Below are 23,599 nucleotides of genomic sequence, written 5' to 3' on the forward strand. Positions count from 1 at the left end.
GAGGACTCCTTACATTGGGGCTTGTGGGCGCCAGGGTTCGATCAGTGCGTCCAGATTCAACGCGTCGGCGAAATCGAGGAATTGATCGCGCAGCCAGCTGATCTGCGTCCCGGCAGGCAGTGTCACCGTGAACGTGGCGTTGAGCATGGTGCCGCCGGTCTGCGGAGCCTGATAGGTGTCGCAGATCAGGTTCTCCAGCTCGACATTGTGGTCGATGAAGAACTGGCACAGCTCATTGATGATGTCCGGGCGGTACGCCGAGCTGACGTAGGCCACGTAGGGCAGGGCTTCCGGACGGTTCTCCAGCGTGGCGCTGCGCACGACGCTGGTCGTGAACGCATGCTTCTTGGAGAGACTCGCCAGGCCGGTTTCAAGGCGCGCCAGAGCGTCCCAGCTGCCCGACACCTGAAGAATCAGCGCACTGCACTCGCCGTGGCGGGTGAGGCGCGAGGTGACGACCGAGCAGCGGTTTTCATGGCTGGCGCGGCACAGGACGTTGGTCAGCTCCATGGGGTTTGCGCCAAGGGCACTGATGACAAGGAATTGTTCGCGAACTGTGGGGGTGGACGACATGCAGCATTCCTAGACGATGAGCGGTCGGTACTTTTTCGGACTTGCGGGGCTGTTTCGACAATCGATGGCGCAAGATAACTTGCCGGGTCCCTCGGCGCCTGGCCTGCATGGATATACCATGACTGGGCTGGAGTGCGCTGGGGCAGGGCTTCTGGCGACAAATTCGACCGATTGAGCGAGGTGCGCAGGTGACCAGTACCGATCAAAGGACGAAGGGTAGCGAAAACCATCGCTCAGGGGAATGCTCAGAGCGCGGTACTTCGCTTGTACAAGGCTGATAGCGCCAGTACCATTACGGCTCTCTTTTTCCGGCAGGAGCGGTTGCATGATTGCGGGCAGTATGGTGGCACTGGTCACACCAATGGATGCACAAGGTCGTCTGGACTGGGACAGCCTGAGCAAACTGGTTGACTTCCACTTGCAAGAGGGCACCAACGCCATTGTTGCCGTAGGCACCACCGGTGAATCGGCGACGCTGGATGTGAACGAACACATCGAAGTCATCCGCCGGGTGGTCACTCAGGTTGCAGGTCGCATTCCGGTCATCGCCGGTACAGGCGCCAATTCGACGCGTGAAGCCGTCGAACTGACCACCAACGCCAAAAATGCGGGTGCCGACGCGTGCCTGCTGGTGACGCCCTACTACAACAAGCCGACTCAGGAAGGCCTGTTCCAGAATTTCAGCCACATCGCCAATGCCGTCGACATCCCGCAGATCCTCTACAACGTGCCGGGCCGTACGGCCTGCGACATGCTGCCAGAGACCGTTGCGCGTCTGTCGACGGTAAAAAACATCGTCGGCATCAAGGAAGCCACCGGCAACCTGCAACGCGCCAAGGACATCCTGGCCAGCGTCAGCAGCGATTTTCTGGTGTACTCCGGCGACGACGCTACAGCAGTCGAGTTGATGCTGCTGGGTGGCAAGGGCAATATTTCCGTCACCGCCAACGTTGCACCGCGCGCCATGAGCGATCTGTGCGCAGCGGCCATGCGTGGCGATGCGCAAACGGCCCGGGCGATTCACGAAAAGCTCATGCCGCTCAACAACACCCTGTTCATCGAATCCAACCCTATCCCCGTGAAGTGGGCCTTGCATGAAATGGGTTTGATGCCAGACGGTATCCGTCTGCCGCTTACCTGGCTCAGCGAAGCCTGTCATGAACCGCTGCGTCAGGCCATGCGCCAGTCCGGCGTCCTGGTTTAATTGAGGAAGTATCACGCAATGAAGCGATTGGCCGGACTTTCCGCACTTGCTCTTATTATCTCCAGCACCAGCGGTTGCGGTTGGCTCTGGGGCGAAGATGGTTACTTCCGTGATCGCGGCAGCGATTACCTCCAGGCGACCCAGACCCCGCCCATGCAGTTGCCCGCCGATGTTAGCGGCGTCAAACGCCTGGATCCTTTGCTGCCGATCCCGCGTAACGTGGCTGACAGCACCCAGAAAGACGGCGAGTACATCGTGCCGCGTCCTCAGCCGCTGGGCACGACTTCCGAGTCGAGCGACTTCAGCCTGCAGAAGAGTGGCGATGCGCGCTGGATCCTGGCTCAGCGCCAGCCTGCCGAAGTCTGGCCGGTGGCTCATCAGTATTTCGAAGACAACGGTTTCCGTATCGCCGAAGAGCGTCCGCAGACAGGCGAGTTCAGCTCCTCGTGGCAGCGCCTCGATGAGTTGTCCGCTTCGGTGGCCAAGCGTCTGAGCGCCGCTGGCGTCACCGCCGATGCAGAAACCCGCGTGCGGGTGCGTATCGAGCCGGGCGTGCAGCGCAATACCAGTGAAGTCTACGTGGTCAGCGTCGAGCGTCCTGCCGGCAGCACTGCCGACGTGGCTTTCCCGACGCGCACCACCAACCTGGGCCTCGATGCCGCACTGACCGACGATCTGCTGGCCAGCATGGGCCGCAACGCCGAGAAGGGCGGCTCTATTTCCCTGTTGGCGGCACGTGACTACGACACCCCGAGCCGTGTTGCCTTGAGCGAAGACGGCAGCGGTAACCCGGTATTGAACCTCGGTGCCGATCTGGACCGCGCATGGTCGAGTGTTGGCCGCGCCCTGGATCAGGGCGACTGGCGTGTCGAGGACATCAACCGCAGTCTGGGTCTGTACTACATCAACCTGGCTGAAAAGGCCAAAACGCCTGAAAACGAGCCTGGTTTCTTCGGCAGGATGTTTGGCAGCAAGTCGACCAAGGAAGAGATCGATGCCCGTGCCGAGCGCTATCAAGTCCGCCTGAGCAAGGTCGGTGACAACGTTCAAGTGACCGTCGAGAAGAACATCAACACCGTTGCGCCAGCGGATATCGCGCGCCGGGTGTTGAGCGTTATTCAAGACAACCTGGGTTAAGTGCGTTTCGCGGTTCTCGGCAGCGGTAGTCGTGGCAACGGCACGCTGGTCGCAAGCAACGATACGTGCGTACTGGTCGATTGCGGTTTCTCCTTGCGGGAAACCGAGCGGCGCCTGGCTCGTCTGGGCGTCTCGGCAAGCCAGCTGAGCGCTATTCTGGTAACCCACGAACATGCCGATCACGTGCATGGCGTGGGTTTGCTGTCGCGGCGCTACAATGTGCCGGTCTACCTCAGCAACGGGACCTTGCGCGGAATGCGCAAGCCGGTGGAAATTGCCGGCCTCCTGGCAGGCGGGGAGAGTTTGCGGATCGGCGCACTGGACATCGACGTGGTGTCGGTCGCTCACGATGCGCTCGAGCCGACGCAGTTCGTCTTCAGTGACGGCAAGCGCCGCTTCGGCCTGCTGACCGACCTTGGGTCTTACTGCTCCAACGTATTACAGCGTTATCAAGGCCTGGATGCCTTGATGATCGAGGCCAATCACTGTCGCGACATGCTTGCCCGAGGCCAGTATCCGGTCTTTCTCAAGCAGCGCGTGGGCTGTGAAACAGGTCATTTGAACAACCATCAGGCCGCCAGCCTGGTGAGCGAGCTGGGATGGCAGGACCTTCAGCACTTGGTGCTGGCGCATCTCAGCAGCAAGAACAACCTGCCGCATCTGGCCCGGCAATGTTTCGTCGACACCCTCGGGTGCGACCCGGACTGGCTGCAACTGGCCGATCAAGATTCAGGGCTCGACTGGCGACATATCGCCTAGCCCAACTACTTAGCAAGCGGAGCCCATCATGGAAAAACGTGAAGAACTCTACCGCGGCAAAGCCAAATCGGTTTACAAGACTGACGACGCTGACCGCTTGATCCTGCTGTTCCGCAACGACACCTCGGCGTTCGACGGCAAGCGCATCGAACAGCTGGACCGTAAAGGCATGGTGAACAACAAGTTCAACGCCTTCATCATGCAGAAGCTTGAAGAGGCGGGTATCCCCACCCAATTCGACAAGCTGCTGGGCGACAACGAGTGCCTGGTCAAGAAGCTCGACATGATCCCGGTCGAATGCGTCGTGCGTAACTGCGCCGCTGGCAGCCTGGTCAAGCGTCTGGGCATCGAAGAGGGCACCAGGCTCAATCCGTACACCTTCGAACTGTTCCTCAAGGACGACGCCAAGGGCGACCCGTTCATCAACGAATCCCACGTTGTGGCATTCGGCTGGGGTACCGCCGAGCAACTGGTTCGCATGAAAGAGCTGTCGATCAAGGTCAACGACGTGTTGACCAAGCTGTTTGACGACGCTGGCCTGCTGCTGGTCGACTTCAAACTCGAGTTCGGCGTATTCCACGGTGAAATCGTCCTTGGCGACGAATTCAGCCCTGACGGCTGCCGTCTCTGGGACAAAGACACCCGCAAGAAAATGGACAAGGACCGCTTCCGTCAGGGTCTGGGCGACGTTATCGAAGCTTATGAAGAAGTCGCAAACCGTCTGGGCGTGCCGCTGTAAGCGGAAAAAGCACGCAAGCGCTTGATAGCACGAAAAAAAACAGCAGAAGGGCTTCGCCTTCTGCGTTGATGCTGTTATGATGCGCGCCGTTGGAGAGATGCCAGAGTGGCCGAATGGGACGGATTCGAAATCCGTTGTACCTTCACCGGTACCTAGGGTTCGAATCCCTATCTCTCCGCCATTATTTATCCAAAAAGCCCCGCAATGCGGGGCTTTTTGGTTTCCGGGATTTGATGATCCTCAGCCCAGCCCCTCACTTCTATCCTGAAAGGCTACTTTACCGTGAGACCAGCCGAGCCACCGCTTGAGCGCGGTGCCTCATCAGTAGCGTGATTGGAAGGGCGTATGCGCCCCGGTTGTTTCAGCGCACCACGCGTCAGTTGTCGCTCACCGATGCGGGGGAAACCTTCTACCGTACCTGCACGACGGTCGTTTCAGATCTGCAGGAAGTCGAGATTGCGCTGACTTCAACCCAGACCGAGCACAGGGCAAGGCGCGTATTGATTGGCCAGCGGCATCTGAATAGCGGCAGGCTGGTGGAGGTGCTACTGGATCTTGCTACCGAAGGCCTGCCGATGAGTCTTGTCTGGCTGCGAAGTCGCGAGGCGCTGCCAAAAGTCAGCGCGTTAAGTGCCTGCCTGGGAGCCAACCTCACGCCTGCCGGGCGTGTTGGGACGTGATGGAAAACTCGGGGAGAATGTGCTCCTGAAGTTCATCGATCACCTCCAGAGAGGGACGCCGCGTCGGTTTGAGGTTCAATGCGACATGATTGATCCCGGCTTCGCGTTGCCGGGAGAAGAAGTCCTTCAGCGCCTTTCGACCAACCCGTAGCATCCGCCCCGTTTGTAGCGGCGCGTCAGGATTGGCGTCGAGGTCGAACATCGCGCCGTAGCCGAAAGGGATGAATCCCCTGGAAGCGGTTGCCTCACGCCAATGCGGTACAGCCTCCGGCATGCGCAGCGCATCGCCATGCCAGATCCAGGCATCGACATTGGCCGCAAGCCACTCCAGGCTCTGTCCAGCACGACCGATGGCGATGACAGGGACCGGTTGAGCAGCGGGTTTGGGTACCAGATCGATGTCGCCCCGCAACTGGCCGAAATGCTGTGTCTTCAGCCGCGGAAACGACTCTGAAAGCAGCGTTTTGATCAGCGTTACCGCTTCCCGATAGCGTTCAGCCCGGCTGGCAAAGTCGACTCCGAAAGCCGGATATTCTGTTGCCCGGTCACCCGAAGCCATGCCCGCGAGAAAGCGGCCTCCGAGGAGTTGGTCCGCCGTCGCAATCTGCTTGGCGGTGATAACCGGCTCCCGCAACGGGCTGACGATGCCTGCGGTGCCGATGGCGATTCTGCTCGTGAGCGCTGCCAGCCAGCCCGCGTACACCATCGGATCAAGGACCTGGCCGGTATCACCAAATGACGGATCGTAAAACGGCACATCGCGCAGCCACAGCGCCGCAGCATCGCTCTGATCGAGGCGCTGCACGATCTCGGCCTGGTCCTCCAGGCTGGGAAAAGGGCCGTCAGGATAGCCTCGCGCGGGCGAGATGAACCCGATGGTCAACTGATCACGCTGGAATGTACCGCTGAACGCCGTATGGTTCTCCAGGCCAAGCGATGGATTGTTCTGAGTCATCGTTTTACTCCGTTTCGGAAATCGATCATTTGATTCTATAGATGACCTTCAGGCTGATCTCAGACCTTTTGGATCAGTCATGGTGAAAAAAAATCACGAATAGTCGGTCTGCAGCACCTAACCGAACCACTGGCATCCCGTGCAGGGTAGAAATACTGTCACCATCCTCCTGCGAAATCGCTTGGTCTCACTCGTCCCATTCGGCCATTCGCAAACTAATCCTGCCTCCCGGTTTCGCTTTCGTCCTTTCTGATCTATACCTTGGGTTCAACGTTTTGTGAGGCGAGGAGCTTTCAGATGTCAGACGTAGATCAGGTACAAAAGTCGCAACCTTCTCCCAGCCAGAGCCACGATGACGTGATTGCTCAGTTCAAATGGCAGGGCAAGCAGATCGACTGGTTGCTGCAATGGCTGGTCAAGTTTGTTGCCAACACCAAGGTTGAGATGGGCGTGACGCTGTCGGTGGGTGGAAATCTGGTTTCCGGGCATCTGATTTCTCACGATGCGTATTTCGAGCAGTTGGCCGACGATATCTCGGCACCGTTCAGCTCGTTCGCCAACGGCACTGACGCGACCATGAAAGAGATGATCCTGTCCTTCAAGCCCGGTGAGTCATCTGAAGACACCCCGGCCTTCCATTTCATTCACTTGAAGGACTGCCGCACCTATTCCACTGACGGCAACCCGATTTGTGATGCCGGTGTGCTGTGGCGGGGCCGAATCTCGGCCGTCGATGGGTTCACCATCGGGCTTATCGCCGAAAAGCCTGACGCAGCCTGACCCTATGGAGCCTCGACGTCCGTCGGGGCTTTTTCAACCCGAGACCATGATGGCTTCCAGCGTGCTGAATGCACTGGTTGGTCACGGAATGCTGCACCTGCAGTAGCGTCACTTAGCCACTCTTTGCGCGACAAAATGTCGCAAGCCGCTGTCAGGCGAGTAATATGTTCGCCCTGACCTTATCTGCCGAATGGTTTTCGGCATGGCCTGATAGAGAGCTGGCGACAAGAAAAAACAACAAGAACTGAGCCAGGCTGCCCGCCCCGGTCGACGTAAAGAATTAATGAGTAGACGAAAAAGGCGATTAGAGAAAATGACCAAAACTTCGCGACCTTTGTACATTTCCTACGCAGGACCTTCACTGCTGGAAATGCCCCTGCTGAACAAAGGCAGTGCCTTTACCCCGCAAGAGCGGGTCGAATTCAATCTGATCGGGCTCCTGCCGCAGAACGTGGAGACGATCGAAGAGCAAGTCACCCGGGTCTACAGCCAGTACAAACAGTGTGCCAGCGACCTGGACAAGCATATCTACCTGCGCTCGATCCAGGACAACAACGAAACTCTGTTTTTCCGTCTGCTCGACTCCCACCTGGACGAGATGCTGCCGATCATCTACACGCCGACGGTGGGGCAGGCCTGTCAGGAGTTTTCCAAGATCTACCGCACGCATCGCGGCCTGTTCATTTCCTACCCTGAGCGCGACCGCATCGATGATATTTTGCGCAGCGCGACCAAGGACCGGATCAAAATCATCGTCGTGACCGACAGCGAGCGAATTCTCGGTCTGGGTGATCAAGGCATCGGCGGCATGGGCATTCCGATCGGCAAACTGTCGCTGTACACCGCTTGTGGCGGGATCAGCCCGGCGTACACGCTGCCGATCGTGCTGGATGTCGGCACCAACAACCGTGAGCTGCTGGACGACCCGATGTACATGGGCTGGCGTCACGAGCGGGTATCGGGCAAGGAATACGAAGACTTCATCTCGCTGTTCATCGACGCGGTGCAGCGTCGCTGGCCGGACGTGCTGTTGCAGTTCGAAGATTTCGCCCAGTCCAACGCCATGCCGCTGCTCGAAAAGTATCGGGACGAGCTGTGCTGCTTCAACGATGACATCCAGGGCACCGCGTCGGTTGCCGTGGGTACGTTGCTGGCGGCCTGCAAGGCCAAGAATGAAACCCTCGGCCAGCAGAAGGTGGTGTTTGTCGGTGCCGGTTCGGCAGGCTGCGGGATCGCCGAGCACATCATCGCAGCGATGCGCATCGAAGGCCTGAGCGAAAGCGAAGCGCGCAAACGTATCTTCATGGTCGATCGTTTCGGCCTGTTGACCGAAGGCATGGATAACCTGCTCGACTTCCAGAAGCGACTGGCGCAAAAGACTGCCGACGTATCTGGCTGGACTGCCGGCTCCGAAGCCTTCCCGCAGTTGCTCGACGTGGTCACCCACGCCGGGGCCACCGTAATGATCGGTGTGTCCGGGCAACGGGGTCTGTTCACCGAGCAGGTGATTCGCGAATTACACAAGCATTGCGCCAAACCCTTGGTAATGCCGCTGTCCAATCCGACTTCCAAGGTAGAAGCCACTCCGGAAGAAATCCTGCGCTGGACCGACGGTAATGCGCTGGTGGCCACCGGCAGTCCGTTTGCGCCAGTGGAGATCAACGGCCGCACGGTACACATAGCGCAGTGCAACAACTCCTACATCTTTCCGGGCATCGGCCTCGGCGTGGTGGCCTGCAAGGCATCGCGCATCACCGACCGGATGCTCATGGCGGCGTCCAATGCGCTGGCCGAGTGCTCGCCGATGGTGACAGGGAAGGGCGATGCGGTGTTGCCGCCGCTCAAGGAAATCCAGCAGGTCAGCCGCAAGATCGCCCTGGCTGTGGCCAAGGAAGCGCAAGCCGAAGGGCTGGCGCTGGAAACCACCGAAGAGGCGCTGCTTGAGGCCATCGAGCGTAATTTCTGGTTGCCGGGCTACCGGGCCTATCGCCGCCGCTCGGTCTGATCGGGCGTATCTGCGAGGATGACGTCTCCGCAAGCTTGCTTGCGGAGACACGCTGCTCTGCAAATGCAGTAACGCTGCAATGAGTTTATTTACAGTGAAATAAGCTTCATTCAACCCAATCCTCTCACCTTTTTCACATAAAATTGATGATGCGCTGCCTACAGTGCGCGCCATCGGAGCGTTCACTGGCTCCTGAATGCCCGATGCATATTAATTCGATAAGCAGACCACGATGCCGACACCCAGAACTGTTCGTCCAGAGGTTGTAACCCTACTTGCCAGTGCGTTTCTGTTACTGGGTTTCAATATCAATCTTTGGCAGCATCTTTTCTCGATTACCAGCGCCGATAGCAAAGGGTTGGCCATGCGCTTTGCGTTTGGCTTGATGATTTTCTGCGTGTTCAATATCGTGTTGACGCTGTTGGCATTTCGTCGTGTGCTTAAACCGGTGTTGATCAGTCTGTTTATGATCAGCGCGGGGGTGGTTTATTTCATGACCGAATACGGGGTCATGATCGACGCGGGCATGTTTCGAAACTTCGCCGAAACCAACGTCACGGAAGTGCAGGGGCTGCTGTCTTTAAAACTGGCTTTGTATATCCTTCTGCTGGGCATAGTGCCTTCGCTGATACTCTGGAAACTGCCGATCAGCTACCGTCGCTGGCACCTCGAATTGTTCAGCAAACTGTTGGTGACGGTGGCGTGCTGCGTGGCAATCGGCGCCGTTGCACTGGCCAATTACCAGGGCTTGTCGTCGTTGTTCCGCAACCACCATGAATTGCGCCTGATGGTAGTGCCAAGCAATTACATTGGTGCGTCGCTGGGCTACCTGAGTGAGCAGGTGATATCCGCCAGGCGTCCCTTCGTCAAGATCGGCGAGGACGCCAAGCGTTCTGCGGACTGGGCCACGCACGCCCGCAAATCATTGACCGTGCTGGTGGTCGGCGAAAGTGCCCGGGCCGAGAACTTCGGAATCCTTGGCTACGGTCGTAACACCACGCCCAACCTGAACAAGGAAAGCGGGCTGGTGGCGTTTACCGATGTGTATTCCTGCGGTACCGAAACCGCAGTATCGGTGCCTTGCATGTTTTCCAATATGGGACGCAAGAACTACAACGCTACCCAGGCGCGTAATCAGGAAGGCTTGCTGGACGTACTGAAGCGCGCGGGTATAGACGTGATATGGCGTGACAATCAAGCGGGCTGCAAGGGCACCTGTGATCGAGTGACCTTCCAGGACGTGAGCAATCTCAAGGACCCGCTGTTGTGCAACAACCATGAATGCCGGGACGAGATACTCTTGCAAAACCTGCAGGCCTTTATCGACGGCCTCGACAAGGACACGGTGCTTGTTCTGCATCAGATGGGCAGCCACGGTCCTGAATACTACAAACGTTACCCGAAAGACTTTGAAACGTTTACCCCGGTGTGTGAAAGCAATGCGCTGAACAATTGCAGCCGGGACAGCATCGTCAATGGGTACGACAATACGTTGCTGTACACCGACCATGTATTGTCCACGCTGATTGATCTTCTGCGCACCAATCAAAACAAGGTCGATACCGCCATGGTGTACCTGTCGGATCATGGCGAATCTCTGGGCGAATATAATCTGTTCCTGCATGGCACGCCTTATGTGCTGGCGCCTGATCAGCAAAAGCATGTGCCGATGATGGTTTGGTTGTCCGATACCTATCAGAAGTCCTTTGCCGTTACGCCGGAGTGTCTGGCCAAACAGCGCAATGCACCGTTGAGCCAGGACAATCTTTTCCATTCCATGCTCGGTCTGCTGAAAGTCGATACCAAGGTCTATGACCCCAGTCTCGATATGTTTGCCGCATGCCGCAGAGAGTTGGCGACCACCGACAAGTAACGACATGCGCGGCGTGCCGGGTATTGATCGTCCTCTCAAGCCGTGGGGGCGATCATTGGCAGCCTGTCTGTGAGGCAATAGCTCCTCCTGTCCTTCATTTGCATGAAGATGCGCCAGACCCGGACGACAGACGCGCGATAATCTCCCATGACGATATATACTGCGCGCCATTGTTGAAGGGAGAGCCGTGTGGCCATCGATATTCACTGGATTCGCGACGACGACAGCCTCGCCCGGCATTGCGCACAATGGCAGTCACTGCCTTTCGTGGCGCTCGACACCGAGTTCATGCGGGTCGACACTTTTTATCCGATCGCTGCGCTGCTGCAGATCGGCGACGGGCAGAGCGCCTGGCTGATTGATCCATTGCTGATCAACGACTGGCGGCCGCTGTCTGCGTTGCTCGAAAACCCCGACGTCATCAAAGTGGTGCATGCGTGCAGCGAAGACCTTGAGGTATTGCTGCGCCTGACCGGCAGCCTGCCGGTTCCGCTGTTCGATACCCAATTGGCAGCTGCCTACCTGAACCTCGGTTTTTCCATGGGCTACTCGCGTCTGGTGCAGGAGGTCCTCGATATCGACCTGCCCAAGGGCGAAACCCGCTCCGACTGGCTGCAGCGTCCGCTGTCGGAAACGCAGATCAGCTACGCGGCCGAAGATGCCGTGCACCTGGCCGAGCTGTTCACCATCCTGCGCCCGCGCTTGTCCGACGACAAATACGCCTGGCTGCTGGATGATGGCGCTGAACTGGTCGCCAACCTGCGCCGTGAGGTGGACCCATACGAGGTGTATCGCGACGCCAAGCTGGCCTGGAAGTTGTCCCGCGCCCAGCTGGCGGTGCTGCGCGAGCTGTGTGCCTGGCGTGAGCGCGAGGCGCGTGCCCGCAACCTGCCGCGCAACCGTATCGTGCGCGAGCACTCGCTCTGGCCATTGGCCAAGACCCAGCCGGACAACCTCGGCGCGCTGGCGCGGATTGAAGACATGCACCCGCGTACGGTCCGCCATGACGGCGAGTTTCTGCTCGAGCTGATCAAGACCGCGAGCGTGCTGCCTCCAGAAGAGTGGCCACCTGCGTTGCCCGAGCCATTGCCCATCGATGCCGCCGGGTCGATCAAGCGTCTGCGTGCAATCGGTCAGCAGTATGCCGAGCAACTGGACATGGCCCCGGAACTGATGCTGCGCAAGAAGACCCTCGAAGCCCTGCTCAAGAGCGGCTACCCCGATGGTCCTTACCAATTACCCGACTCGCTGCGTGGCTGGCGTCGCGAGTTGATGGGTCAGGCGCTGCTGGACAGCCTGGCCACCCCCGGAGAACCGTCTTGAAGTGCATCTGCTCGATTTATCGCAGCCCGAAAAGAAACGAGATGTACCTTTACGTCCTGAAGAGCGACGTTCTCAAGCGTGTGCCTCCAGAGCTGATGGTGGCGTTCGGCAAGCCGGTTCATGCATTCGATCTGGTGCTGAGCCCCGAGCGGGCGCTGTCGCGTGAAGATATCAATGTGGTGCTTGAGAACCTTGACAGTCAGGGCTATCACTTGCAGATGCCGCCGGCTGAAGACGATTACATCGAGCACCTGCCCGAAGAGCTGCTGCGCCGCAACGATCCCATGTAATCGTTGCCCACGTTGTAAAGCAGCCCACATCGACGTGGGTTGCCTGTCCTGTTTTTAAGGTTTTTGAAACATGCGCGTTCTGATTGCCGAGCACGATTACCACGTTTACACCCAATTGTTGCGCAAGGCTGCGCCTGATCTGGAAGTTTTCAGCACTGGCGATTCTGCCGAGCTGTCGCGCATGGCCAGCGACTGCCCGGTCTGGCTGGGACAGCCGGACCTGATGGCCAACCTGTTGCGGCAGGGGCACAAGCCGCAGTGGCTGCAATCCACCTGGGCGGGCATCACACCGCTGCTGGCTGACAGCCTGTCGCGGGAATATCGCCTGACCCGTGCAGTCGGGATTTTCGGTCAGGTCATGGCCGAATTCGTTTTGACCTACATGCTTGGCCATGAGCGCGAGGTGCTGGCGCGCCTGATGAGCCAGGTCGAACGCAAGTGGGACAACCGGACCGGGCAGAGTCTGTCGGGCCGCAAGGCGTTGATCGTCGGTGCCGGTGATATCGGTCAGCGGGTTGCCGAGTTCCTCTTGCCGTTCGGTGTGCAGGTGTACGGTGTGGCTTCCAGTGCGCGCGCACAGGAACCGTTCATCGAAGTGACGGCGTTGTCAGACATGACGCGTCTGCTCGGCGAGATGGATTACGTCATCAACCTGCTGCCCAACACGCCCGAGACGCACGACCTGTACGATGCCAAGCTGTTCGCCAGCTTCAAGCCCACGGCGCTGTTCATCAACGTCGGGCGCGGCGTGGCGGTTGTCGATGCGGATCTGGTCGAGGCGTTGAAGGAAGGGCATCTGGCTGGCGCTGTGATTGACGTCTGCCGTCAGGAGCCTTTGCCGCAGCGGCATCCGTTCTGGACTGCCTACGGTCTGCTGTTGACCGGTCATAGCTCGGCGCCTACCTCGCCCGTGGCCATGACCGAGCTTTTCGTCCATAACGTGCAAGCTTTCCAGGCAGGAGAAGCGCTGCGCGGCGAGGTCGATTTTTCGCGAGGTTACTGACGCCCTTGCCAACGAGCCGACGTTTCAGGCGCCGGCTCGCAGGCATCGATTACTGCAACCAGTCGGTTACAGCGAAAAATCACCTTCGGCGGCCAGTTCTGCCAGCGGCTTGCGCGGGCTTGGCACTTCGCGGCCTTGCAGGTAGTCCGGCAGGGTCGACTTGTCACCCAGCTTGCCGATCGCGATGGCCGCGTGCACAGCGTAGCCCTCGGGAATATTCAGTTCCTTGCGGGTCAGATCCTGATCGAAACCGGCCATGCCGTGGGTGTGCCAGCCGCTCAGGCTGGCCTGCAGTGCCAGGTAACCCCATGCCGAACCCGTGTCGAAGGTGTGCCATAGCGCCGGGCTCTCTTCGCTTGCGCCGGGGGCGACGAAGGTGGTCTTGGAAATGACGATCACCAAGGCCGCCGCGTGTTGCGCCCAGCTGCGGTTGAACTCGTTCAGCAGGCCCAGATAACGCTCCCAGTTTGGCGTATCGCGACGTGCATAGAGAAAGCGCCAGGGCTGCGAGTTATACGCCGAGGGTGCCCAGCGTGCGGCTTCGAAAAAGCTCAGCAGGGTTTCCTGGTCGATGCTCTCGCCACTGAAGGCACGTGGCGACCAGCGCTCGGTGAATTGCGGGTCGATAGGGTGATCGGCGATGCGAGGGTTCGTGCTCATGAAAGTCCTTGATAGCGAAGGTTGAAAACGAGCGTGGCTTGATGGGCCGTGGTCGGCAGGCATCGCTTGAACGCACTGAAAACCCGTTAACGCTACTGTTTTGCCCCGTCGCTGATAAGTCCCGGCTACCGGCAGTCGCAAGTGCTTGGCCCGCCCCGCGTGTACCTCTAGACTGGCGGCCTTTTCATTATCGATACCGTTGTCCGAACCATGGCCGCTAAAGTTGAACCCTTCTGGATTCGCAAGACCCTTGACCAGCTCGATACCCAGGAGTGGGAGTCGTTGTGCGATGGCTGTGGCCTGTGCTGCCTGCAGAAGCTTGAGGACGAGGAAGACAGCGCGGTTTATTACACGCGAATTGCCTGCAAGCTGCTCGATCTGAAAACCTGCCAGTGCTCCGACTACGCAAACCGTCGTGCCTCGGTCCCTGATTGCATTCAGCTAACGCCTGGTCAGGCAGATGAATTCAAATGGCTGCCGCCGACCTGCGGCTATCGTCTGGTCAGCGAGGGCAAGGATTTGCCGCTCTGGCACCATCTGGTGTGTGGTGATCGCACGGCCGTGCATCACGAACGCATCTCCCAGTCAGGCCGCATGCTCAGCGAGAACAATGTGGCCGAAGACGACTGGGAGGATTACCTGATTTTTCGTGCAGGTTGAACGCTTAAATGACCGGCTTTGGCTCGGTCAACGCTTCCACGCCTTTGACAGCCGCCGTCTTCACGGCATTTTCAGCGTCGTCCTTGAGGGTGTTCAGTTCTGCACCGGCACGTTCGATGGTCGAGCGTGCGCTTTGCAGATCGCTGCGGCCTTTTTCCATCAGGCTTTTCGCCGAGCAGTGACCACTGATACCGCGAGCCAGTGCCGCGCCGCCGATGGCCAGTTGAATCAGGCCCAGAAAGCCGCCACGACGGACGCCTTTACCCATCAGCAGTACGCCGCCAGCCAGTGAGCCGATGCGCTCCCAGCCCTGTACATTCTGCTCGGGGTTGCGTTGAAGCAGTTCAGGTGTGTCGATGCGTTCGATGATCGGGGTGTCGCGCATGATGGCTCTCCATGAGGTAGTAGGTCGGAGTTGGCAAATTGGAAGCAGTTGCTCGATTCAGAGAAACTGACTGCCCGCGCGCGACACAGGTTCAATGCTTTTCCGTCAGCGGTCACTGGCCGGATCAATTTTCTCGCGACCGAACTGCGGGCCCGAACGGGTATTGATACCTTTGGCCATGCGGTCGTAGAGGACGACGTTGACGGTCGCCGCCAGATTCATGCAGCCCTCGGTCGGGATATAGACCACGTCTTCACACCAGTCGCGAATCTCCTGATCCAGCGAGCCATCTTCCGGGCCGAAGATATACAGCGCGCGATCAGGGTGCGTGTATTCGGGCAGTGCGCGGGCGCCTTCGACCAATTCGACGGCCACCGGGATGCAACCCAGCGGCAGAATGCTTTTGAGGTCTTCGATGCCGATCAGCGGGATGTCCTGATGGATTTTCTTGGTGTCGGTGATGAAGTCCCGCGCGCGCTCATAGCGTTTACCGGTATAGAACACCGACGCCACGCCGTAACAGCCGGCCGCACGCATCACGGAGCCGACGTTTTCCGGGGACTTGGGGTTGTAAAGACCGATGCAGGCGTACCGTTTGTTGGCCACGGGGAGGGTGCTCTGAAGAAAACCGGTGATTATACGGCAGCCTCAGAGCAATGCCATTGACTGTGTTCAGAACCACATGCGCACGCCGACCACCAGTCGCGCGTCCTGGGTGTCCTCGTCGTCCTCGCGCGCGTAATCGGCGGTCTTGCCGTAGGAGCGGTCCCAGCTCACGCCGACATAAGGGGCGAATTGCGGGGTGATTTCGTAGCGCAGCCTGAGGCCGAACTCACTGGTCGACAGGCCCGAACCGTTGCCGCGTTGCGGGTCGTTCTTGCCATAGAAGTTCAGCTCCGCGGTGGGCTGCAGCACCAGATTGTTGGTCAGCTGGAGGTCGTAGTCGGCCTCCAGGCGAGCGGCGGTCTGCCCGGCTTCACCGATGAACGCGGTGGCCTCGATATCCAGATCCGAAATGGCTTGGCCCTGCAGGCCGAAGGCGGCCCAGGTTTGCGGCGCGCCCGGTTTGAAATCCTGACGTGCTCCGGCGACCACGTCCCACCAAGGGCTGATCGAGTGGCCCCACAACGCCTGGATTTCCGCTTCTTCGGTCTTGCCGTTGGTTCGCTCGCCTTCGGAGCGCAACAGCAGGCGGTCGATATCACCGCCGATCCAGCCGGACAGGTCCCAGGCCAGCGCGCTGCCGTCATTGGCATCCTGCCATTCCAGCTTGTCGGCCAGAAAGTAACTGTTGATGGCGCTGTCATGGACCTGATGGCCGGCGTGGCTGGTGTACACCGCAGCTCGGTCCGCATCGGTGATCGGCGGGATCGGGGTTCGGCTCTGGGCGGGCGCAGACTGCGTCGAGGACGCGTCCTCGCTGTCGCTGGCATCCATATGCATTGCATGGCTGCCGTGGTCCATGCCTTCCATACCGGCGGCCATGCTCGAGGTCCACGGTGCAGCGGTCAGCCCGGCAGCCAGCAACAGCATCGGCAGGCGGGGCGAATTCAGCGTTCTGCTCAACATCAAGGTCCTCATTCTTCCACCCGCACTTCGCGGAACATGCCCATTTCCATGTGGTACAGCATGTGACAGTGATAAGCCCAACGGCCCAGCGCATCGGCGGTCACCCGATAGCTGCGGCGTGATCCCGGTGGCATGTCGATGGTGTGTTTACGCACCATGAACCGGCCGTTTTCGTCTTCGAGGTCGCTCCACATGCCATGCAGATGGATGGGGTGGGTCATCATCGTGTCGTTGACCAGCACGACACGCACCCGCTCACCGTATTTGAGCATCAGCGGTTTGGCATCCGAGAACTTCACTCCGTCGAACGACCAGGCGTATTTTTCCATATGCCCGGTCAGGTGCAGCTCGATCGTGCGGCTTGGCTCACGACCGTCCGGGTCTTCGAAGGTGCTGCGTAGATCAGCGTAGGTCAGGACTCTACGGCCATTGCCCCTCAGGCCGATGCCCGGATCGTCGAGCTTGGGCGAGGTGCTCATGGCTTGCATGTCGACCAGCGGGTTATTGTTTTCGCTCGCGGGGTGCGATTGCGGGTTCGGCGTTTTCGGGGCCGGCATCTGCGTGTGGTCCATTGCGGGCATCGCGTCGTGACCCATCTTGCTGTGGTCCATGCCTGACATGTCGTGCGTTGTCGGGGCTGCGGCGTGGTTCATGCTGCCATGATCCATGCCCGCCATGCCCATATCATCCATGCTCAACAGCGGGCGTGGATCGAGGGGCGGAACGACAGCCTGCAGGCCGGGGTGCCGCGGGCATAACCGGTGCGGTCCATCGACTGGGCGAACAGGGTATAGGCACCTTCCGCCGGCTCGACAATCACGTCGAAGGTTTCCGCCACTGCGATGCGCAACTCATCGACGGTCACCGGCTTGACGTGCTGGCCGTCGCTGGCCACCACGGTCATCTTCAGGCCCGGAATACGCACGTCGAAGTACGTCATTGCCGAGCCGTTGATCAGCCGCAGTCGAATCCGCTCGCCAGGCTTGAACAGCCCGGTCCAGTTCATGTTCGGCGCCTGACCGTTCATCAGGTAGGTGTAGGTAGCACCGCTGACATCCGCGAGATCGGTCGGATCCATCCTCATCTTCGCCCACATCCAGCGATCCCTGGTGGTCTCGCTCCAGCCTTTTTCACCGACATCGTTGATGAAGTCGCCGACGGTGCGCTGGTTATTGTTGTAGTAATCGGACTGTTTCTTGAGCGTTTTCATCAGCTGGACCGGCTTTTCGTCGGTCCAGTCGCTGAGCATGATCACGTGTTCGCGGTCGTATTCGAACGGCTCCGGCTCTTTCGCGTCGATCACCAGTGGCCCGTAGACCCCCGACTGTTCCTGGAAGCCGGAGTGGCTGTGATACCAGTAGGTGCCGTTCTGCCTGACCTTGAAGCGGTAGACATACAGGCCATCCGGCGCGATGCCGTCAAAGCTCAACCCTGGCACGCCGTCCATGTTGGCCGGCAGGATAATGCCGTGCCAGTGGATGGACGTGGTTTCGTCGAGCCGGTTCTTGACCCTCAGGGTCACGGTGTCGCCTTCGCGCCAGCGCAGCAGCGGGCCAGGAATGCCGCCGTTGATGGTCTGCGCGGTCCTGGCGCTGCCGGTGATGTTGACTTGGGTTTCGCCGATATACAGATCGAACTCAGTGCCGGACAACCCGTTGGGCTGACCCGGATTGGTCACCGCCCACGCCGGACTGCGCCATAGCCCGAGGCCGCCGAGCAGGCCACTGGCGGCCAGCCCTTTCACAAAGGTTCGTCTTGAGGTTCGGGTGGGCATGGCGAAATATCCGGTCGGTCGGGTGGCCACAGGCCAGGAGAAGTGCGGGTAGGGCGGGGGAGCGTGGGGCGTTGAAGGTACCGAGGTCACTCGTCCTTTTTCATCAGCCCGGCCAGTGCAGCGAACGGGTTGTGGGTCGCCTTGGCGGTTTTCGGACTGCCCAGGGAGCCATCGGCGAAGTACTGCTGATCGGTGTAGCGCGAGTGCTCGTTGTCGTGGCAATACAGGCACAGCAGCTCCCAGTTGGAGCCGTCCTGCGGGTTGTTGTCATGGTTGTGGTCGCGGTGGTGTACGGTCAGTTCGCTGAGGCGTTTACCTGCGAACTCGCGCGCGCAGCGGCCGCAAACATGCGGGTACATGCGCAGCGCCTTGTCGCGGTAGCCCATCTCGCGGTCGCGCTGGGCGTCGGCCAGGATGCGGTCCAGCTTGGCAGTATGGGAAGGAGGATTGGCCGTGCTCATGGTGTCACCTGTGCGTGTGCGCATTGAAAGCGGAATGTCGGCAAGTTTAGCGCCAGATGGGCAAACTCACACCTGCTGGGAGAGTAATTGACCATCGACCATGCGCAGGCGCTTGGACAACGAGATGGCCAGGGCGCGAATGATCTTGGCGGCGATTTTCGGCGCGTCCTCGAGCATCTTGTCCAGCGAATCACGGCCCAGGTTCAATAGCTGGCAACTGGTGGCTGCGATACAACTGGCCGAGCGGCGCTCGCCATCCAGCACCGCCATTTCTCCGAAGGCGCGTCCGCGCCGCAGAACGGCGATTTCCACCTGTTGACCGTCTGCAGCAAGCTTCTGCACAGACACGGTGCCCTGATGGATGATGCACATGAAGGTTCCGGCATCGCCCTCGGCGAAGATGGTCTCGCCTTTATCGATATCGGTAATGCTGAAATAGCCCGCTACGGTAAAGAAATCGCCCGGCAGCAGCGTGTCGAACAGGCCGCAATCCAGCAGCATGTCGCGTATGGCGTTGTTCAGGTTGGACAGTGGTTCTGACATGTGAGGTCTGGTAATCCTGACAAAGGGGCAACTCCGCTGCCCCCGATCCTAGTAAGACAGGTGTTTCACACCAAGTTCATTCAGCGATCTGCAATACCTTGAAGATAAACGCGTATTCCAGCGCCACGTCACGCAAGCCCTGATAGCGACCGCTCATGCCTCCGTGTCCGGCACCCAGTTCGGTCTTGAGCAGCAGCGGATTGTCGTCGGTCTTGGTGGCGCGCAACTTCGCGACCCATTTGGCGGCTTCCCAATACTGCACGCGGCTGTCGTTATAACCGGCGATGACCAGCATGGCCGGGTAGGCCTGGGCCGTGACGTTTTCGTAGGGCGCGTAAGCCTTGATACGCGCGTAGACCTCGGGCTCCTGCGGGTTGCCCCATTCGTCGTATTCGGTGACGGTCAGCGGCAGGTCCGGGTCGAGCATGGTGTTCAGCACATCGACGAACGGCACTTCGGCAATCGCTGCCTTGAACAGCTCTGGCCGCTGGTTGAGCACCGCACCGATCAGCAGGCCACCGGCGCTGCCACCGCTGATCACCATTTGTTCAGCGCTGGTCAGCCCCTGGGCAACAAGGTGTTCGGCGCAGGCAATGAAATCGCCGAAGGTGTTCTGTTTGTGCTCCTGCTTGCCGTTGCGATACCAGGCCTCGCCCAGCTCGCCGCCGCCGCGCACATGAGCAATGGCGAACGCCACGCCACGGTCGAGCAGGCTCAGACGGGCGTGGGAAAACCACGGGTCGAGGCTCTCGCCATAGGCGCCGTAGCCGTACAGATACAGCGGGGTGGCCTGTCCGGCCAGTTCGCGCTTGACCACCAGGCTGATCGGCACCTGGGTGCCATCGCTGGCCGTGGCCCACAAACGCTGGCTGACGTAGGCATCGGCGTCGAAGGTGCCCAGTACCGGGGTTTCCTTGAGCACTACCTGCTCGCCGCTGGCCAAGGTCAATTGGCGGACCTGGGCCGGACGGTTCAGCGACTGGTAGCGCAAGCGAATTTTGTGGCTGTCGAATTCCAGCGTGTCCTGCACGTACAGGCTGTACGCGGCGTCAGGCAGCTGCACGCGATAAGTCGGCAGCGCCTGCGGACGCACTTCGATGATCGGCAGGCCGCCCTCGCGCAGGCTCAGACTGATGCCTTTGGCGTTGAGGCTGACGCCTTCGAGCATGACCTGGTCGTCGTGCGCGACCAGTGTCTGCCAGTCCTCGCGCCCCGGTACATCACTGGCTTGTTGCGCAGCGTGATACAGCGCGAAGTTGATGCCGCTCTGATTGCTGCGGATGAACCAGGTCCAGACGCCATTGAGCAGCCCGTGGTCCGGATAGTATTCGTGGCCTTCGCTGCGTGGCGCGAGGCAGGTGAAGGCCTGTTGCGTATGATCGGCGTCCAGCACCCAGGCTTCGCTGGTGGTTTTGCTGTTGAGCAGAATGATCAGTTGGCGCTCTGAGCTGCTGCGGAAGCAATGCAGGAAGAATCTGCCGTCCGGCTCGTCGAACACCAGCTCGGCTGATGACGTGCCCAGGGTATGGCGATGCAGCTTGCCCGGACGATGGGTTTCGTCCAGCTCGCCGAAAAACAGGGTCTGACTGTCGTTGGCCCAGGTCATGCTGCCGTCGCAGTTTTCGAAAGGCAGGCTGCTGATCTGACCGGTGCTCAGCTCTTTGACGTACAGCTCGTATATCTCGTCGCCACTGGTGTCCAGGCTGTAGGCCAGACGCTGGTGATCCGGGCTGATGCTGAACGCGCCCAGTGAGAAAAAGCCGCCATCGGCCATCTCGTTGGGGTCGAGCAACAGCTCCTCAGCATTTTCATCCACCGTGTTGCTGTCGTCGGCCGGGCGCGGGCAGCGGTAGTGCCGGGCGTATTCGTCGCCTTGTGTGGTGCGGGTGTAATAAAGGTACGGCCCCCAGGGGGAGGGCAGCGACAAGTCGGTTTCGAGGATACGGCCCTTGATCTCTTCAAACAGGCTATCGCGCAGTCCGGCCTGCTCTGCCAGTTGCTGCTCTTGCCAGGCGTTTTCGGCCTTGAGGTAGTCGAGCACTTCGTCAGTGTCGCGGTTCTGCAGCCAGGCGTAGGGGTCGGAACCGTCGGCCTTGCGAGCGATCGGGGCGCTGGAGGTTGCATTCGAGAAGGACATGCTGGGCTCTCTGTTAAGGCATCAATCAGGAAAATATCGGTACACGCTGAACCGAATACTGCAGCGAGGCAAGCCGCGTCAGGCAAAAGCCGTTATCATAAGCGCCTCTTTACCTGGCTTACCACGGACGTCATGACCGAAAACGACTATCTGATCGCCTGGAGCGTCTACGCCTTCGCCGCGTTGGGTTGCCTGCTGGTATGGTTTCTGATGACCCGCTGGATGTGGCGGTATCTCAAGGAGCCGTTGCTGGTGGCGGTCGCGGTGCTGCTGTTTACGCCGACCATGGTCGACCCTGCCAAGGACGCGATGGCGCCAGCCGTGGCGATCACCGCGCTCGACCTGATGTTCAAGGTCGGCAGCAATGTCTGGACCGCCGTGTCGGACCTTGCCATGTACGGCATGTTCGCCTTCGCCGCGTACCTGCTGTTCGTGCTGATCCGCTGGCCGATCGAACGCAGCCGCAAGGCTCGCCAACCCAAGCCTGCGGCCCAGCCTGTGGACACCGACCCTGCTGACGAACCGTTTGCCGAAGACGATCACTACGCTCGCAGAAACGCTGCGCCCCTTCCGCCGACCAGGGCTGCACGGGTCGAGCCGCGGCTGTAGATCCCGCTTCGTTGGCAAGCGCCGTTAGCAGCGGCGCGTGACCTGCTGCAAAACGTCTTGAAGCGAGAACCTGAGCATGTGTGAACTACTGGGCATGAGCGCCAATGTCCCGACCGACATAGTCTTCAGCTTTACCGGGCTGATGCAGCGGGGCGGCCGCACTGGTCCGCATCGCGATGGCTGGGGCATTGCCTTCTACGAGGGCCGCGGCTTGCGCCTGTTTCAGGACCCGGCAGCCAGCAGCGAATCGGAAGTCGCACAACTGGTGCAGCGCTATCCCATCAAAAGCGAAGTCGTGATTGGCCATATTCGTCAGGCCAACGTCGGCAAGGTCTGCCTGTCCAATACCCATCCTTTCGTGCGTGAACTCTGGGGCCGTAACTGGTGCTTTGCCCATAATGGTCAGTTGGCGGATTTCACCCCGGGCGTTACCTTTTATCGGCCGGTGGGCGATACCGACAGCGAAGCGGCATTCTGCGACCTGCTCAATCGCGTCCGCGAAGCCTTTCCCGAACCGGTCGAAGTCGAGGAATTGCTGCCTTCTCTGATCCAGGCGTGTGCCGAATATCGCAGCAAAGGCGTGTTCAACTGTCTGTTGAGCGACGGTGACTGGCTGTTTTGCTTTTGCAGTACCAAACTGGTTCAGATCACTCGCCGTGCCCCATTCGGTCCAGCGAGGTTGAAAGATGTCGACGTGATTGTCGATTTTCAGGCTGAAACGACGCCGCACGACGTGGTCACGGTCATCGCGACCGAACCCTTGACCGAGAACGAAAACTGGAACCGCTATGAGCCGGGCCAGTGGAGCCTGTGGCGCAAGGGCGAGTGCGTGGCGCAGGGCTCGGTCGATACCGTCACTGAAACGACCAGGCCCTGAGACACCGGCCCATCGGCTTACTGGATAAAAAAGAAGAGGGATATTGATGCTGCGAAGTTATCTGCGATTGGTCCTGTTCACCATGGGCCTGCTGTTCGGGGTACAGATTCCCGGTTTCATCAGTGACTACAGCAAGCGTGTCGAAGCGCATCTGATCGAGGCGCAGCAATCCGTCAAGGGCTATACCGCCACTGCGCAGCAGTTCTTCAAGGGCGATATTCAGGCGCTGATCCAGCATTATCGCAGCAGTGAGGACCCGGTTTTTCGCAGCGATGCGGACACTATCGACACCCTGATGAACCGCACCCACATCCTTGAGCGTCAGTGGCTCGGGCTTCAGGGGCCTTGGTATTCCAAAGCCTTGTTCGTGGCCACCTCTTCTGATCCGGATATCCGTCGCGAAACCTTCAACGGTTATACGTGGCAGGTTCTGCTGGCCCCCGAGGTCATTGCCTGGGGCATTATCAGTGCATTGCTGCTGGCGCTGGTGATCGAAAGCTTCGTGCTGTTGCTCGGCTGGGTGATCCACGGCGGGCGACGCAAGCCGCAGTTCGAACGCCACAGGAGTTGACTGCAGGCCGTTGTGACGAGCAGAGCGGGCGT

General features: G+C 59.6%; 23 protein-coding genes, 1 tRNA gene and 2 pseudogenes. 16 read left to right on the plus strand and 10 right to left on the minus strand.

Annotated elements, in window-relative coordinates; translation table 11 throughout:
- Positions 1-9: 9 nt before the first annotated feature.
- Positions 10-573, minus strand: a complete 564-nt coding sequence (locus PCPL58_RS09540) for a glycine cleavage system transcriptional repressor (RefSeq protein WP_003368263.1) — start codon at positions 571-573, stop codon at positions 10-12.
- Positions 574-898: 325 nt separating this feature from the next.
- Between PCPL58_RS09540 and dapA the strand changes: the two genes are divergently transcribed.
- The 6 genes and pseudogenes from dapA to PCPL58_RS32875 all read left to right on the plus strand — a co-directional run.
- Positions 899-1,777, plus strand: coding sequence for a 4-hydroxy-tetrahydrodipicolinate synthase (gene dapA, locus PCPL58_RS09545; RefSeq protein ID WP_065349293.1), 879 nt, complete (start codon positions 899-901; stop codon positions 1,775-1,777).
- 18 nt (positions 1,778-1,795) lie between these two features.
- Complete coding sequence (bamC, locus tag PCPL58_RS09550) at positions 1,796-2,914, plus strand: outer membrane protein assembly factor BamC (RefSeq protein WP_060708794.1); 1,119 nt, start codon at positions 1,796-1,798, stop codon at positions 2,912-2,914.
- Positions 2,915-3,673, plus strand: coding sequence for an MBL fold metallo-hydrolase (locus tag PCPL58_RS09555; protein WP_065349294.1), 759 nt, complete (start codon positions 2,915-2,917; stop codon positions 3,671-3,673).
- Positions 3,674-3,701: 28 nt separating this feature from the next.
- A complete protein-coding gene (purC, locus tag PCPL58_RS09560) occupies positions 3,702-4,412 on the plus strand; it encodes a phosphoribosylaminoimidazolesuccinocarboxamide synthase (RefSeq protein ID WP_065349295.1) in 711 nt (236 codons plus the stop codon).
- A gap of 91 nt (positions 4,413-4,503) precedes the next feature.
- Positions 4,504-4,593 (plus strand) — tRNA-Ser (locus tag PCPL58_RS09565).
- A gap of 328 nt (positions 4,594-4,921) precedes the next feature.
- A pseudogene (locus PCPL58_RS32875) lies at positions 4,922-5,092 on the plus strand (LysR family transcriptional regulator); the annotation flags it as partial.
- On the opposite strand, the gene PCPL58_RS09575 reads toward PCPL58_RS32875, so the two are convergent.
- Positions 5,064-6,047, minus strand: coding sequence for an LLM class oxidoreductase (locus PCPL58_RS09575; protein WP_065349297.1), 984 nt, complete (start codon positions 6,045-6,047; stop codon positions 5,064-5,066). The pseudogene PCPL58_RS32875 and the gene PCPL58_RS09575 sit on opposite strands and share 29 nt — an antisense overlap.
- A gap of 297 nt (positions 6,048-6,344) precedes the next feature.
- Here PCPL58_RS09575 and gvpU point away from each other — a divergent pair, with 297 nt between their 5' ends.
- The 6 genes from gvpU to PCPL58_RS09605 all read left to right on the plus strand — a co-directional run bounded on the left by gvpU (position 6,345) and on the right by PCPL58_RS09605 (position 13,321).
- Complete coding sequence (gene gvpU, locus PCPL58_RS09580; protein WP_003409447.1) at positions 6,345-6,827, plus strand: gas vesicle accessory protein GvpU; 483 nt, start codon at positions 6,345-6,347, stop codon at positions 6,825-6,827.
- A gap of 313 nt (positions 6,828-7,140) precedes the next feature.
- Positions 7,141-8,832, plus strand: a complete 1,692-nt coding sequence (locus PCPL58_RS09585) for an NAD-dependent malic enzyme (RefSeq protein WP_065349298.1) — start codon at positions 7,141-7,143, stop codon at positions 8,830-8,832.
- 232 nt (positions 8,833-9,064) lie between these two features.
- Entirely contained in the window at positions 9,065-10,705 is a 1,641-nt protein-coding gene (locus PCPL58_RS09590; RefSeq protein ID WP_065349299.1) for a phosphoethanolamine transferase, read from the plus strand.
- A 189-nt stretch (positions 10,706-10,894) separates the two neighbouring features.
- Complete coding sequence (gene rnd / locus PCPL58_RS09595) at positions 10,895-12,028, plus strand: ribonuclease D (protein ID WP_010432132.1); 1,134 nt, start codon at positions 10,895-10,897, stop codon at positions 12,026-12,028.
- Positions 12,025-12,318 carry a YcgL domain-containing protein gene (locus tag PCPL58_RS09600; RefSeq protein WP_065349300.1) on the plus strand — a complete coding sequence of 98 codons (294 nt, stop codon included), beginning with the start codon at positions 12,025-12,027 and terminating at the stop codon, positions 12,316-12,318. The genes rnd and PCPL58_RS09600 overlap by 4 nt, the downstream gene beginning before the upstream one ends.
- Positions 12,319-12,388: 70 nt before the next feature.
- Positions 12,389-13,321, plus strand: a complete 933-nt coding sequence (locus PCPL58_RS09605) for a D-2-hydroxyacid dehydrogenase (protein ID WP_065349301.1) — start codon at positions 12,389-12,391, stop codon at positions 13,319-13,321.
- A 66-nt stretch (positions 13,322-13,387) separates the two neighbouring features.
- On the opposite strand, the gene PCPL58_RS09610 is transcribed toward PCPL58_RS09605, so the two are convergent.
- Positions 13,388-13,981 (minus strand): nitroreductase family protein, encoded by a 594-nt coding sequence (locus PCPL58_RS09610; protein ID WP_003317403.1) that lies wholly within the window; start codon positions 13,979-13,981, stop codon positions 13,388-13,390.
- Between the two features lie 210 nt (positions 13,982-14,191).
- Between PCPL58_RS09610 and PCPL58_RS09615 the strand changes: the two genes are divergently transcribed.
- Positions 14,192-14,641: a YcgN family cysteine cluster protein gene (locus PCPL58_RS09615; RefSeq protein ID WP_065349302.1), complete on the plus strand. Its 450-nt coding sequence runs from the start codon at positions 14,192-14,194 to the stop codon at positions 14,639-14,641.
- Positions 14,642-14,645: 4 nt separating this feature from the next.
- Here the strand turns inward: PCPL58_RS09615 and PCPL58_RS09620 are convergent, their stop codons facing one another.
- From PCPL58_RS09620 to PCPL58_RS09650, 7 genes and pseudogenes are all read right to left on the minus strand, one after another.
- Positions 14,646-15,026, minus strand: coding sequence for a YgaP family membrane protein (locus PCPL58_RS09620; RefSeq protein WP_003368282.1), 381 nt, complete (start codon positions 15,024-15,026; stop codon positions 14,646-14,648).
- Positions 15,027-15,131: 105 nt separating this feature from the next.
- Positions 15,132-15,632: an RNA methyltransferase gene (locus PCPL58_RS09625; protein WP_003368283.1), complete on the minus strand. Its 501-nt coding sequence runs from the start codon at positions 15,630-15,632 to the stop codon at positions 15,132-15,134.
- A gap of 66 nt (positions 15,633-15,698) precedes the next feature.
- Complete coding sequence (locus PCPL58_RS09630; protein WP_173926056.1) at positions 15,699-16,595, minus strand: copper resistance protein B; 897 nt, start codon at positions 16,593-16,595, stop codon at positions 15,699-15,701.
- An 8-nt stretch (positions 16,596-16,603) separates the two neighbouring features.
- Positions 16,604-18,369: pseudogene (locus PCPL58_RS09635) on the minus strand (copper resistance system multicopper oxidase).
- 86 nt (positions 18,370-18,455) lie between these two features.
- Entirely contained in the window at positions 18,456-18,830 is a 375-nt protein-coding gene (locus tag PCPL58_RS09640) for a YajD family HNH nuclease (RefSeq protein WP_003317410.1), read from the minus strand.
- Positions 18,831-18,896: 66 nt separating this feature from the next.
- Positions 18,897-19,373: a cyclic nucleotide-binding domain-containing protein gene (locus PCPL58_RS09645; RefSeq protein WP_003345583.1), complete on the minus strand. Its 477-nt coding sequence runs from the start codon at positions 19,371-19,373 to the stop codon at positions 18,897-18,899.
- 76 nt (positions 19,374-19,449) lie between these two features.
- The gene (locus PCPL58_RS09650; protein WP_065349303.1) at positions 19,450-21,510 is read right to left on the minus strand and encodes a S9 family peptidase; all 2,061 of its coding nucleotides are present in this window, start codon (positions 21,508-21,510) and stop codon (positions 19,450-19,452) included.
- A 132-nt stretch (positions 21,511-21,642) separates the two neighbouring features.
- On the opposite strand from PCPL58_RS09650, the gene PCPL58_RS09655 reads away from it, so the two are divergent.
- The 3 genes from PCPL58_RS09655 to PCPL58_RS09665 all read left to right on the plus strand — a co-directional run bounded on the left by PCPL58_RS09655 (position 21,643) and on the right by PCPL58_RS09665 (position 23,567).
- Positions 21,643-22,119, plus strand: coding sequence for a hypothetical protein (locus tag PCPL58_RS09655; RefSeq protein ID WP_044310482.1), 477 nt, complete (start codon positions 21,643-21,645; stop codon positions 22,117-22,119).
- A gap of 76 nt (positions 22,120-22,195) precedes the next feature.
- Positions 22,196-22,996, plus strand: a complete 801-nt coding sequence (locus PCPL58_RS09660; protein WP_003368302.1) for a class II glutamine amidotransferase — start codon at positions 22,196-22,198, stop codon at positions 22,994-22,996.
- 46 nt (positions 22,997-23,042) lie between these two features.
- Positions 23,043-23,567 carry a DUF2937 family protein gene (locus PCPL58_RS09665; RefSeq protein WP_003368303.1) on the plus strand — a complete coding sequence of 175 codons (525 nt, stop codon included), beginning with the start codon at positions 23,043-23,045 and terminating at the stop codon, positions 23,565-23,567.
- The last annotated feature ends 32 nt before the right edge of the window (positions 23,568-23,599 follow it).

The organism is Pseudomonas cerasi (assembly GCF_900074915.1).
Taxonomy (GTDB): domain Bacteria; phylum Pseudomonadota; class Gammaproteobacteria; order Pseudomonadales; family Pseudomonadaceae; genus Aquipseudomonas; species Aquipseudomonas cerasi.